The 12910-nt window shown below is 58.8% G+C and carries 13 protein-coding genes; 7 read left to right on the top strand and 6 right to left on the bottom strand.

Annotated elements, in window-relative coordinates; translation table 11 throughout:
- Nucleotides 1-152 precede the first annotated feature (152 nt).
- Both AC6I79_RS22945 and AC6I79_RS22950 read left to right on the top strand, forming a co-directional pair.
- On the top strand, nt 153-1379 hold the full coding sequence (locus AC6I79_RS22945; RefSeq protein ID WP_058758987.1) for an MFS transporter: 1227 nt from the start codon (nt 153-155) through the stop codon (nt 1377-1379).
- A 209-nt stretch (nt 1380-1588) separates the two neighbouring features.
- A complete protein-coding gene (locus tag AC6I79_RS22950) occupies nt 1589-1867 on the top strand; it encodes a helix-turn-helix domain-containing protein (protein WP_159377604.1) in 279 nt (92 codons plus the stop codon).
- Between the two features lie 73 nt (nt 1868-1940).
- On the opposite strand, the gene clcA is transcribed toward AC6I79_RS22950, so the two are convergent.
- A complete protein-coding gene (gene clcA / locus AC6I79_RS22955; protein ID WP_081316036.1) occupies nt 1941-3344 on the bottom strand; it encodes a H(+)/Cl(-) exchange transporter ClcA in 1404 nt (467 codons plus the stop codon).
- A gap of 298 nt (nt 3345-3642) precedes the next feature.
- Here clcA and glsB point away from each other — a divergent pair, with 298 nt between their 5' ends.
- The 3 genes from glsB (at nt 3643) to AC6I79_RS22970 (ending at nt 7367) form a co-directional block, all read left to right on the top strand.
- Nucleotides 3643-4566 (top strand): glutaminase B, encoded by a 924-nt coding sequence (gene glsB / locus AC6I79_RS22960; protein ID WP_104187592.1) that lies wholly within the window; start codon nt 3643-3645, stop codon nt 4564-4566.
- A 579-nt stretch (nt 4567-5145) separates the two neighbouring features.
- Nucleotides 5146-5562 carry a DUF2946 domain-containing protein gene (locus AC6I79_RS22965; RefSeq protein ID WP_021508875.1) on the top strand — a complete coding sequence of 139 codons (417 nt, stop codon included), beginning with the start codon at nt 5146-5148 and terminating at the stop codon, nt 5560-5562.
- A gap of 65 nt (nt 5563-5627) precedes the next feature.
- Nucleotides 5628-7367 carry a DUF2534 family protein gene (locus AC6I79_RS22970; RefSeq protein ID WP_159377602.1) on the top strand — a complete coding sequence of 580 codons (1740 nt, stop codon included), beginning with the start codon at nt 5628-5630 and terminating at the stop codon, nt 7365-7367.
- A 68-nt stretch (nt 7368-7435) separates the two neighbouring features.
- Here the strand turns inward: AC6I79_RS22970 and ahr are convergent, their stop codons facing one another.
- Together ahr and AC6I79_RS22980 are read right to left on the bottom strand one after the other, a co-directional pair.
- Entirely contained in the window at nt 7436-8452 is a 1017-nt protein-coding gene (ahr, locus tag AC6I79_RS22975) for an NADPH-dependent aldehyde reductase Ahr (protein WP_104187595.1), read from the bottom strand.
- A 123-nt stretch (nt 8453-8575) separates the two neighbouring features.
- Nucleotides 8576-8845, bottom strand: coding sequence for a hypothetical protein (locus AC6I79_RS22980; protein ID WP_010616678.1), 270 nt, complete (start codon nt 8843-8845; stop codon nt 8576-8578).
- Between the two features lie 332 nt (nt 8846-9177).
- On the opposite strand from AC6I79_RS22980, the gene AC6I79_RS22985 reads away from it, so the two are divergent.
- Nucleotides 9178-10074 (top strand): extracellular solute-binding protein, encoded by an 897-nt coding sequence (locus AC6I79_RS22985; protein ID WP_104187596.1) that lies wholly within the window; start codon nt 9178-9180, stop codon nt 10072-10074.
- A complete protein-coding gene (locus tag AC6I79_RS22990) occupies nt 10071-10853 on the top strand; it encodes a molybdate ABC transporter permease subunit (RefSeq protein ID WP_059009321.1) in 783 nt (260 codons plus the stop codon). Before AC6I79_RS22985 ends, AC6I79_RS22990 begins: the two co-directional genes overlap by 4 nt.
- On the opposite strand, the gene AC6I79_RS22995 is transcribed toward AC6I79_RS22990, so the two are convergent.
- From AC6I79_RS22995 to AC6I79_RS23005, 3 genes are all read right to left on the bottom strand, one after another.
- Nucleotides 10850-11239: a response regulator transcription factor gene (locus AC6I79_RS22995; RefSeq protein ID WP_021508870.1), complete on the bottom strand. Its 390-nt coding sequence runs from the start codon at nt 11237-11239 to the stop codon at nt 10850-10852. The two genes, AC6I79_RS22990 and AC6I79_RS22995, sit on opposite strands and share 4 nt — an antisense overlap.
- Nucleotides 11240-11449: 210 nt before the next feature.
- Nucleotides 11450-12226, bottom strand: coding sequence for an ABC transporter ATP-binding protein (locus tag AC6I79_RS23000; protein WP_058758981.1), 777 nt, complete (start codon nt 12224-12226; stop codon nt 11450-11452).
- Nucleotides 12226-12909, bottom strand: coding sequence for an ABC transporter permease (locus tag AC6I79_RS23005; RefSeq protein WP_159377600.1), 684 nt, complete (start codon nt 12907-12909; stop codon nt 12226-12228). Before AC6I79_RS23005 ends, AC6I79_RS23000 begins: the two co-directional genes overlap by 1 nt.
- Nucleotide 12910: the final 1 nt, after the last annotated feature.

Consider the following 12910-nt stretch of genomic DNA (forward strand, 5'->3'; position numbering starts at 1 on the left):
CTCTGTAAAGGCGTAAGACAGCAAATTATCCGTGAGTCGGCGGGCGATGTATAGCGCAGTACGAGCGGTGCGCCAATCGCGCTGCGCTAATTTACGATGTCACATTGCTGCTCTATGCTTGTCACCATCTTCCACTCTTTCTTCATCACAACATGAATGCAAATCCGATAGCGCATCCCGCTGCTTTGCGGTCCCTCCAGGCGTTGTGTCTGGTCAATTTTTTCATGGCCGACGTGCGGGATGGACTCGGCCCTTTCCTGGGGATCTTTCTTACTGAGCATGGCTGGAGAGCGGATGATATTGGCTGGGCGATGACTGCCGGCGGTTTAGCCGGTCTGCTGGCTACGCTGCCGGCGGGTCTGGCAACCGATGCCACGCACCATAAAAAAGGGCTGCTGATTCTGGCCTCACTGCTCATTACGCTGGCCACCCTGATGCTGTGGTGGTTTCCTTACGGTGGAGTGGTGGTTGGCTCGCAGGTGGTTACCGGTCTCGCGGCCGCGCTTATTGCCCCGTTACTGACCGGCGTCACCCTCGGCCTGACCGGCTCTCAGGGGTTCAGCCAGCAGATGGGGAGAAACGAGGCGTTCAATCATGGCGGCAATATGACTGCCGCGCTGTTTGCCGGGTTTGCCGTCTGGCTGTGGGGCACCGATGCGGTTTTTATCCTGATGACCGCGATGGCACTGTGCGCATGTTTTGCCGTGGCCGCCATTCAGCGTAACGCGATCGATGACCGCGCGGCGCGCGGCGGTGCCGGACAGCAGGCCGCAGAGCTTCCTGGTTTCTCTGCCCTGCTGCGCAATCCGGTGCTGCTGATTACCGGCCTGACGCTGCTGCTGTTTCACCTCGGCAACGCCGCGCTGTTGCCGATGCTGGGCATTCGCGCGGCGGCAACGCACAGCGGACAGCTCAGCCCCGGTGTTTATACCGCTGCAACCGTGGTGATTTCGCAATGCGTGATGATTCCCGTGGCGTTATTCGCCGCCCGAAACGCCAGCCGCCTCGGTTTTCCATTGCTGATTACCCTCGCGCTGGTGGTGCTGCCGGTGCGTGCCGGCATCGCCTCCCTGTTCGATGGCACCTATGCGATGGTACCGGTACAGATTCTTGATGGTCTGGCCGCCGGGTTGCTGGGCGTGGCAGTACCGGGCTACATCGTCAGCGTGCTTGACGGCAGCGGACACACCAATGCCGGCCAGAGTTTCGTCATGCTGATGCAGGGCGTGGGCGCGGCATGCAGTCCGGCACTGACCGGCAGCATCGCCGCCGCCTGGTCTTATCAGGTCGCTTTCGCCGTGCTCGGCAGCATCGCCCTCGCCGCACTGATGCTCTGGAGCCTCAGCCAGCGCATCCGATGGGTTAAAAGCCGGGCGTGAGGTGATATCAACACGCCCGATCGAATCAAAACTTTCATAGACCAGCGCCTGAAGCTTTGATCGCATCGGGCGTCTCAATCTCCCTGAGTTAATACACTCCTGCAGACCTGGCCCGCCACGATATATGTGGCAGCTTTTCATTTAGAAAAGTCAAAAAACCCCGGAAGCTGAGATTCAAAAAGCGTTACGTCGTCTGGAGGAGATGCTCAATGAAATTTAAAACCCATAATCAGCTACATGAAGAAATGCTTCAGGATCCTGAATACCGCGCAGCCTGGGAAGCAGAGGAACGAAAAGACCGTATGCAAGCCTTGCTCAAAGCGTGGCGGCAGCATGCCGGATTGACCAGTGCACAAGTGGCTGAGCGGATGGGGGTAAAACCGCCCACGGTTTCGCGCATGGAAAAGAATATTACCTCTGCCAGCTTTGAAACCATTGCGCGTTACGCCAAAGCCTGCGGGATCGATTCTGCCACCGTTGAGTTTTAACAGCACGATAAGGACGGAGAGTGAAGCCGATAGTGTTAACCGGCTTCAACTGTCATGGCCGCCGGAAAAACGCCTATTCCGTCCGGGCGCTGGCGCGGTTAGTGAGCTGTGCTTTGGCCAGGGTGCGTGCCAGGATTGAAGAATAGAGCGGTTTGCCACCAAAGAACTGCGCCGCCAGCGTTGCGCCCAGGCAGGTGATGATCATCGGCAGAATCAGTTGATAGTTATTGGTCATCTCCAGCACCAGCACGATGCCGGTAAGCGGTGCGCGCACCGAGGCGGCGAACAGCGCGCCCATCCCCGCGACGGCAAAGGTGGCGGCTTCCAGCTGATAATGCGGGAACCAGTCGGCGCTCAACTGACCAAAGCAGGTGCCCAGCAGCGTGCCCAGCGTCAGCATGGGCGCAAAAATACCGCCCGGCGCGCCTGAAGAGAAGCAGCAAATGGTGACCAGCGTGCGCAGCGCGAAGAGAGCAAACAGCGCCAGCGCGCCATAGTGTCCGGTAGCGAAATCCGGAATCAGCGTCGTTCCGCCGCTCACCGCCTGCGGCAGCAGTAAACCCAGCATGCCACACAGTCCGGCCAGCAGGCTACCGAACAGCACCCAGCGCCCGGTACGTCCGAGATGCAGGCGCTGAAACTGGTCCTGTGCGAGAAATATCAGCCGGTTGAACGCCACGCCGCAGCCACCAAACAGCACACCCAGCACCAGATAGAGCCACAGCGTCTCGGTGGGCGCGTCACGCAGCTGACCGATATTAATGATGGCTTCATTACCGTTGAGCACGCGAAAGACAATACTCGACATGATCACGCCAACAAACACCGCTTTTATCGATATCAGGCTATAGCGAAACTGCGGGCGCATCTCTTCGATAATGAACAAAATGCCGGCCAGCGGCGCGTTGAACGCCGCCGAAAGCCCCGCCGCGGCACCGGTCGCCAGCAGCGTATGACGCGATTCGGAATCGCGCACGCGAAACAGATCGAGGCACATACCGCCGATGTTGCCGCCAATCTGTACCGTGGGTCCTTCGCGCCCCAGCACCATGCCAGAACCCAGCGCGCCCATGCCGCCGATAAATTTAACCGGCAGCACGCGCCACCAGCGCACCGGGCGCAGCTCTTCCAGCGCGCCCTCGATTTCCGGAATGCCCGAGCCTCCCGCCTCCGGCGCGAAGCGGCGCACCAGAAAATAGCCGATGCCGCCCAGCAGCGCCGAGATAAAAAACGCGCTCAGCAACGCCATGGCCAGGTTATCCGCACGCTCTGTCAGCCAGCCGATCCGCAGGTGGAGAATAAAATTGACCGCGCGATCGAAAGCCACACCCACCAGCCCGGTAAGGATACCGACCAGCGCGGCCAGCAGCAGCAGTGCCAGCGGGGTTTTATCGCGTCGCAGCAGTTTTTGCAGCAGCATAAAGCGCCCGGCGCGCATCGCGTTGGCAGGCTCGGTGGCATCAGGTAAGGCAGACATCGTCATCCTCAATTACAACAGTTGAGCGCATTGGCAGCGCCGGAAAGAGTTGGGGCTTAGCATAACCAAAATTGCCTGATCGGTAACTCAATCATTCGCAACATAATTTTACCTCAGGCCGCGCAATGTGGCGTAGGCGCCAGGCTGGGTTGCGATCGGGCGCAACAAACCGGGCAGAAAATCCGCAATGCGGTGGCAGGCTTGCTGCAGCATGCTCACAGAATTTTGCGCGGTGGATTGACGCGCCGACGGCAAATCACCATGATCGCGCCAGGATTAGTCACCCCGGAGCCACAAGGTGTCGGAACTCAGTAATGCATTGCTTGAAGAGATTATCACGGACGTACGCCCCCTCACCCGTCAGGGCAAAGTGGCAGATTACATCCCGGCGCTGGCCGGCGTGGATGCCGATCAACTGGGCATCGCCATTGCCACCGCCGATGGACGCAGCTATCAGGCCGGCGATGCGGGCACGCGCTTCTCGATCCAGTCCATTTCCAAAGTCCTGTCGCTCACCGTCGCGCTGACGCTGTACGAGGACGCCGAGATCTGGCAGCGCGTAGGCAAAGAGCCATCCGGCCAGGCATTCAATTCACTGGTGCAGCTTGAACTGGAACAGGGAAAGCCGCGCAATCCATTCATTAATGCCGGCGCGCTGGTAATGTGCGATTTGCTGGAAAGCCGACTCACCGCGCCACGCCAGCGCATGCTGGAGTTTGTGCGTCGTCTGGCACAGCAGCCGGACATTCAGTATGACCGTGTGGTCGCGCGATCTGAATATGAGCACTCGGCACGTAACGCCGCCATTGCCTGGCTGATGAAGTCGTTTGGCAACTTTCATAATGACGTCAGTAAAGTAATGGAAACCTACTTTCACTACTGCTCGCTGGCGATGAGCTGCAGCGAACTGGCGCATACTTTTCTCTATCTCGCCAATCACGGCCGCATGCAGGATGATGATTGGGCGGTGATCTCTGCACGCCAGGCGCGGCAGGTGAACGCACTGATGATGACCAGCGGCATGTACGACGGCGCCGGTGAGTTTGCCTGGCGCGTGGGCATGCCGGCTAAATCCGGCGTCGGCGGCGGGATTGTCGCAGTGATTCCCGGTGAGATGAGTATTGCCGTCTGGTCACCGGCGCTGGATCATTCCGGTAACTCGCTGGCCGGCACCGCCATGCTGGAGAAACTCACGGAGCGGCTGGGGCGATCGATATTTTAAGGCCCGGCTCATACTGAGAGGCTTCCCTGTAAATGAAAAGAGTTAAACAACGAGCCGCCCGTTTATATCGGTGCGCATAAATGCGCACCCTACGGAAATCGTGTAATTTCTTGCTGATTGCGATCGATGCCGTTATGCCTTGCAATTAAGTTGAAAGTGACCTGATTACAACGGTGCTTATCAATGCGCCGTCATGTGAAAATCGTGCAACTGCCTACAGGCCGCAATAAATGACGTGACGCCTTGCAATAAAGTTGCAAGTGACCTGTTTATATCGGTGCGGATCAATGCGCACCCTGTGCAAATAGTGCAAATACCTTGTAGGGTCGCCATTAATGGCGACCACAAATTCTGAGCAATGACAGTTCTTGCCATCAGACTCCACTCATCCTTCAGCAATGAGAAATAGTGTTTCTCTAATGTACTCATCAGGTTGCAATTAAGTTAACAAACACACCACGTTAAGTGACCCTTTTCAAAAGGTGCGAATTTTGTCGCTCCCGGCCTCACTTTTATTAACCCTTGTGCGGCAATCGCGTTACACTTCGGCCTCATTTGTTGAAGCACTCAGTATTTGCCATGACGTTTTCCTATCACTTTCGCCAGCGCCTGACCGCCTGCGTCGCCATTGTGGCGGTGCTGCTGCTGTTCGTCGCGCCGATTGTGTCGAAAACGCTGCTGGAGCGGCAAACGCGCATTGACCCCGTGGCGTCGCACAGCCCTTCATCTGCCATGCCAATGCACCATCACGATATGCCGATGGAGATGGCGATGCCGGGCATGATGCATCACAACATGGACGACGGCGAATTTGCCTGCGGCTATTGTGATTTGCTGGTGCATGTTCCGCTAATGATGTGGGTGTTTATCCCGTTCATCTGGCTGATGCTGGTGATCTCGCGTGCCCCACCGCTGCCGCCGCTGGTGGCACCCCGGCCGCGCCGCTTCAGCGGTACCCATCGTCCGCGCGCGCCACCGGTTTTTCTTTCCTGCTGAATCTCATTAATCGGTACAACGCCTGCGCTGTGCCCTGACATTCTCTTATCGGAAGGAAGACGGCTTTGTCTGCTGTTCACTCTGCAGCACCGCGCGGCGCGGTGCTTAATCTGCTACGCCGCTTACATTTTTACATTGGCCTGTTTGTCGCGCCGTTCATCTTCGTGGCGGCGCTCAGCGGCACGCTGTATGTGCTGACGCCGCAGCTGGAAAATCTGATCTACGCCGATGCGCTCACCGCGCAGCCGCAGGGCAATGTGCAACCGCTCTCGGCGCAGATCGCCGCGGCACGCGCCTATGCGGGCAAAAATCAGCACATTTATGCGGTTCGACCCGCGCCCGCCGCGCGCGATACCACGCGCGTACAGTTCAGCGATGCCACACTCGGTCCGTCGCAGTCGCGCGCGGTGTTTATCGATCCCTACAGCCTCAAAGTAACCGGCGACATGACGGTATACGGCACCAGTGGCGTGTTGCCGCTGCGCACCACGCTCGATCTGCTGCACAGCAGCCTGTTACTCGGTGACTTTGGTCGCAACTACAGCGAACTGGCGGCGAGCTGGCTGTGGGTGGCCGCGCTCGGCGGCGTGCTGCTATGGCTGGGCACGCGACCAAAACGCCGGCTGAAAACCGTGCGAAAGGGGTTTACCTTCACCCGGCACTGGCACATCACGCTGGGGCTGACGCTGCTGCTCGGGCTGCTGTTCTTCTCCGTTACCGGCCTCACCTGGTCACAATGGGCAGGTAGCAATATCGATAAGATGCGCACCGAGCTTAACTGGCTGACGCCACAGGTGAATACTGCGCTCAGCGGTGATGCGCCCGCCGCGCCGGCGGATCCTCACGCCGATCACCGCAGTATGCCGGACATGGACATGACAAGCATGCCGATGTCGTCGATGGCGAAACCGGCGGCGCAGCCGGCGAAGTCACTGCCGGCAAATGCCGCCGACGCTGACTGGGATCGCGTGCTGGCGGCGGCGCGTCAGGATGGCATCCGCGCGGCTAAAGTGGAGCTGCGCCAGCCGAAGAGCGAGGGCAAAGCCTGGACTGTCAGCGAGATTGATCGCAGCTGGCCCACCCAGGTGGATGCGGTGTCCGTGAATCCGCACAGCTTCGCGATTGTCGATCACGTCTGGTTTGATCGCTTCCCGCTGGTGGCAAAACTGACGCGCTGGGGCGTCGATGCACACATGGGCGTGCTGTTTGGCTGGCCTAATCAGCTGTTGCTGGCGCTGTTTGGCCTGGGTTTGTGCAGCATGATTGTGCTGGGTTATCGCATGTGGTGGCTGCGCCGCCCGGCTCTCGATCAGGCCAGCCCGGCGCAAACCCTGAGCGCAAGCTGGCTGGCGCTGCCGCACTATGCCAAAGGGGTCTGCCTGATGCTGGCGCTGGCGCTCGGTTATGCCCTGCCGGTGATGGGCGTCAGCCTGCTGGCCTTCGTGCTGGTGGACGTACTGCGCTGGCGCAGACAACAACGTGCGCCGATGAGCGAAGCGGAAATTCTCGCTGCGCAGCAGTCGCCGCTCGGTATCGTGCGGGCGCGCTTCACGGTGAAACGCAAGGAGATGCGTTACTACCTGCGTGGGCTGTTTATTCTGGCGCTGATTGTCGGTACGGTGATGAGCAATGCGATTATCGGCGGCGTGATCGATCAATACGGCATCCCGTTCAGCCACTGGACGCTGACCATGTATCTGACGCAGGGCTTTATGATCGCGCTTTACACCACGGTGTTCACCGCGCTGATGTCGATTCCGCTGTGGTATTTCTTCCTCGGCGAAAAGGATGATTCGCAGGGATAAGGCGTAAAAAACGGCGGATGATCCCCCATCCGCCGTTTTGTCTGACAAATGTCAGCGTGTTATCCGCCTCAGAAATCGGCCTTCAGCACCACGCGGTAATTAGCTTTACCGGCGCGTACGTGATCCAGCGCTTCATTGATTTTTGACATCGGGAACTCTTCCACCTGCGGTGCCACATCGGCGCGTGACGCCAGACGCATCAGCTTACGCAGCTGGCCCGGTGAACCGGTAGAAGAACCCGTTACCGCGCGATCGCCCAGAATCAGACTGAACGCCGGCACTTCAAATGGCTTCATCACCGCGCCCACGGTGTGGAACTTACCGTGCGGAGCCAGCGCCTGGAAGTACGGCTGCCAGTCCAGATCGACGGCTACGGTGCTGATAATCAAATCAAATTGCCCGGCCAGCGCGTTCAGCGCCTGCGGATCGCGGCTGTTGACCACGCGATCGGCACCCATGGCTTTGATGGATTCGGTTTTGCTGGCATTCGAACTGAACGCCGTGACTTCTGCACCCATGGCGCGCAGCAGCTTGATCGCCATATGGCCGAGGCCGCCAATACCGATGACGCCGACGCGGCTGGTTGCCGTTACATGGTGCATCAGCAGCGGTTTAAACACGGTAATCCCGCCGCACAGCAGCGGACCGGCAGAGGAGATGTCCATGGATTCCGGCAGCGGAATCACCCACTGCCAGTCGGCGCGCAGATGGCTGGCGAAACCGCCTTTGTTCATGATGGTGGGCACTGAACCGTTCTCACAGTTGACCTGCTCGCCGTTGATGCAGGCATCACAGTGCTGGCAGCTTTTCGCGGTCCAGCCGATACCCACGCGCTGGCCGACCTTCAATCCTTTGTCCTGCGCCGCATCGCCGAGTGCGCTGATGCGACCAATCACTTCGTGACCGGCAATGACCGGATAAGAGGAAATGCCCCACTCGTTATCAATCATCGACAAATCAGAATGGCACACACCGCAGTAATCGACCTCAACCAGCACTTCTTCCGCCGCCAGCGGACCGGTTTCGTACTCGTACGGTACCAGCGCATCACCAGCGTTGTGTGCGGCATAACTTTTGATTTTCATTACTGTCCTCTGTTTTCAGCGTTGTTAACCCAGGAAGTCTAGCAGAGTGTATTGCATGATTATGATTAAATTTCAGCCAATTAGAGGCTATTAAGCGCAACGGGGAAAGAAAAGCATTTCGCGTTAAAGCGAATCGTGACTGGGCGGACTGCGGAACGCATGGCGCGCCTCTTCTATCAGCTGGCTGGCAGTGACGGTGGGCGGCAAACGCGTCAGCACTTTGCTGGCCTGCCAGTAACACAGCACCATCTCCTCGTTAGTTTCGTTCTCCGCCATTTCCCTTAAGCGCCTGCGCAGGCTCAGCACGTCCAGCGTTTGCTGTTCATCCACCATCTCAGCGATTGTTTGGTTGATGACCTGATGAATAATTTTCCAGGAAAGATCGGCAAACACGTTAAACCTCGTGACGTAGTAACGGGCTCCAGGCAAATGAGGAAAAGGTGCACGCCCAGCGGCATGCAAAATAATCCAACTGGGATAACTATAGCCGCTTATTTAACCAGCAGACGGCTGGCCGCCTGTGTTTGCGGTAGCTCACGGATCGGTAAATGAATTTTTTCTCTCAGCGCGCGTTGCAATGGCACTAAAACCCGGCACTGGCGCGCGACCGCAGGATTTCGCAACAGATTTTACCTTGCGCTAAAACGGAGAATTCCGATAATCGCTATTTACTCATTTATATAGCGATAAGGAATCTCCGCGTGAAGACGCTTACCCTACTGTTAATGACTGCCGCCGGCGGATTGAGTTTACCGGCGCAGGCCGCTATGGATATCCGCGTGACGTATGCCGGCTCGATGGGAAAAGTGATGGATCAGGCACTGGGCCCGGCATTTGCACAACAGCATGACGGTAAGTATGAAGGTCAGGGCCAGGGGGCTTACGGCATGGCGCGCCTGCTGGCGAGCAAAAAAATCACTGCTGACGTGTTCGTGTCTATTACTCCCGGTCCGATGCAGATCCTGAAAGACGCCGGACTGATCGACAACGCAGTACCGGTAGCCAGCACCAGCATGGTGATCGCCTATAACCCGAAGGGGCCGTTTGCGCCGCAGTTTGCCGCAGCCAAAGGCAATGATGGCCGCTGGCTTCAGCTGCTGGCAGCGCCGGGACTGAAATTTGGCCGGACCGATCCGGTAAACGATCCTAAAGGCCAGAACATCATTTTCACCCTGCTACTGGCGCAGAAGTATTACCGGCAGCCCGGCATCGCTGACCACATTCTCGGCGGTTACCAGAATCCCGCACAAACCCATCTGGAAGGTGGCTTGCTGACGCGGCTCGAGAGCGGTCAGGTGGATGCGGCTGCAGGCTATGAAAGCGAAGTGATCTCTGCCCATCTGCCTTACATCGCGTTGCCCGATGAAATCAACCTCAGCAATCCGGCGATGGCGACTAAGTGGTACAACACGGTCAGCTTTAGCGTCAAAGACAGCCAGGGTAAAGATAAAGTGCTGCACACCCAGCCGCTGGTCTATTACGCGGCGGTGCTCAGGAATGCGCCGCACGGTACGGCCGCTGGCAAAGCCTTTGTAGATTTCATGCTGAGTCCGTCAGGGCAGGCGCTGTTTAAACAGCAAGGCTACGCCGCACCGAAGGGCGATGGGCTTTATACCCTATGAAAATCCGCCATGCTGGCGCGCTGTGGCTATCGCTACCCGCCCTGGTGCTGCTGGCCGTGCCGTTTATCACCCTGACGGGCGTCACACACTGGCAACATCTGCGGCTGGCTTGGGGTGACGGCGCGGCGATTACCACTTCGCTCAGTCTGGGAGCGATCGCGCTGGTGCTGATTTTTCTGACCGGCTTACCGCTGGCCTGGTGGCTGTCGCAGGCGCGGGGGAAAATACGCTGGCTGGTGGAAACGCTGGTGATGATCCCGCTGCTGACGCCGCCGCTGGCGATGGGAATCCTGCTGGTCAGCGCGTACGGTCCGTACAGTTTGCCCGGCCAGCTGCTGAGCAAGCTGGGCTGGACGCTGGTGAACAATCCCGCCGCCTTTATTCTGGCGCAGTGGTATGGCGCGCTGCCTTACTTTGTCACCAGCGCACGCTCGGCGTTTATCGCGGTGCCGCCGGAGATCCTTGAAGCGGGCCGAACGCTGGGTGCCGCGCCATGGCCGCGCTTCTGGCGGCTGGCGCTGCCCCTGGCCGCACCGGGCCTGGCGTCGGCTACGGCACTGGCGTGGGTGCGGGCGATGGGCGAATTCGGCATTGTGATGATTTTCGCCTGGTTTCCCCACGGAATGCCGGCGCAGCTGTATAACAATCTGCAAAACGACGGCGTGGATGCGGTGTATGTGCTGTTGTGGCTGTTACTGCTGTTTACCCTGCCGGTGCCGCTGCTGTGCGCGCTGGCTTCCCGGCGCGCGCTCTGCGGCAACACGGCGCGGCATCATTAGAGGCTGGCGCGCTGCTCACTCTCACGCATCGCCAGCCGGACCGTCTCCAGTAACGGTTCAATCTCCAGCGGCCGGGTGAAAAAGGCAAAGGCGCCCTGAGCAAACAAGCGCCGGCAGGCCTCCAGCGTGTCGTGCCCGGTCATGATGATCACCGGCAGCAGCGGATGGCGTGCACCCTGCCGGGCCAGCCAGCTCAGGCCGCTACTCTCTGGCTGCCGCACATCAAGCAGCAGACAGCCGCATACGGCTTGCTGACCGGCGGCGGCGGTTTCGAACGATGCCAGGTCGGCAAAGTCGGCGACCTCGTAGTCCACGGTTCGCAGCAGAAATCCCAGCGACTCACGCACGGATACATCATCATCCACTAACCACACCTTCGCGCCCATTACGTACTCCGCCTGTAGAAAAATGAGGAAAATTTCGGCCCTCTCTGTCGCGCGGTGACGCAACAGCAGCCAGACCTGACGGTAGCTGGTTATCGATGGACGTGAAGTGCGCGACAGCGTGCACCTTCCCTGCGCCGATAAAAAAGCCCTCCGTTGAGGGAGGGCGATTTTTCCATAATTTGGCTTAGAACACCATTGGCACAAATCTGGTTAGCTGTTGCGCTGCAGGTGGCTGCTGACAAAAGCGCGACAGCGCGCCGAGATCGGTTCACTGAACACCTGCTGCGGCGATCCGGACTCTTCAATTTTGCCCTGATGCAGAAACACCGCTTTGTTTGATACATCGCGCGCAAACCCCATTTCATGGGTGACGATAATCATGGTGCGCCCCTCTTCCGCCAGGCTGCGGATGACGCGCAGCACTTCGCCCACCAGCTCCGGGTCGAGCGCGGAAGTGGGTTCATCAAACAGTATCGCTTTCGGCTGCTGCGCCAGCGCCCGGGCAATCGCCACGCGCTGCTGCTGACCACCGGAGAGCTGCGACGGCCATGCGTTGCGCTTTTCGTATAACCCGACTTTTTGCAGCAGCGCCTCGGCCTCGGCAACGGCCTCCTGATGACTGCGCTTCTGCACATGGATCGGCGCCTCAATGATGTTCTGCAGCACGGTTTTGTGCGGCCACAAATTGAACCCCTGAAACACAAAGCCGAGCTGCATCCGCATCAGCTTGATGCGGCGGCGCTGTTCACGGCTCAGCTTTTCGTCCGCGTTATCGAGGGTGACCACTTCATCGCCCACGGCAATCTCACCGGCCTGTGGCACTTCAAGAAACGGGATGCAGCGCAGCAGCGTACTTTTACCGGAGCCGCTGGCGCCGATCAGCGAAATAACGTCGCCATCCTGCGCCGTCAGGCTGATGTCATGCAGCACTTCATGCCCGCTATAACTTTTTCTGAGATGGCTCAGGGCAATAGTGGGTTTATTCATTAACGTGCTCCAGCGTGATAAGGGGACAAACGGCGCTCCAGCAGCGCCACCGCTTTGCTCACCAGCACGGTCAGCAGCAGATAGATAATCGCCGCGCTGATAAACACCTCCAGCGCGCGGAAGGTTTCTGACACGATGGAATCGGCGATGCCGGTCATCTCCATCAGGCTGATGGTGCTCACCAGCGAGGTGGATTTGATCATTGAGATGATCTCATTGCTGTAGGCCGGCAGCGCCTGACGCACCGCAAGCGGCAGCGTGATGCGCCGCAGCGTAGTGAAGCGCGACATGCCGCACACTTTCGCCGCTTCCAGTGACTGCACGCTAACCGCATTCAGTCCGCCGCGCAGGATCTCGGCGGTGTAAGCCGCGTCGTTGAGAATCAGCGCAATTAACCCGCACCAGTAGGGCTCACGCAGCAGCGGCCACAGCACGCTTTCGCGCACCGCCGGCAGACTGCCGAGGCCGTAGTAAATCATGAAGATCTGAATCAGCAGCGGCGTACCGCGAAACAGCCAGACGTAAAAACGCGTGACGTAACTGCCGAGGCGATGCTGCCGCAGCAGATTCAGCAGCAGCGCCAGTACCCCGCCGCCCAGCAGAGACAAGACCGCCAGATTGAGCGTCAGCGGCAGCCCGCGCAGCAGTGCCGCCAGCGTATGCTGTAAAAAGGTGAAATCCATC

The organism is gamma proteobacterium symbiont of Scutellera amethystina, assembly GCF_059730845.1.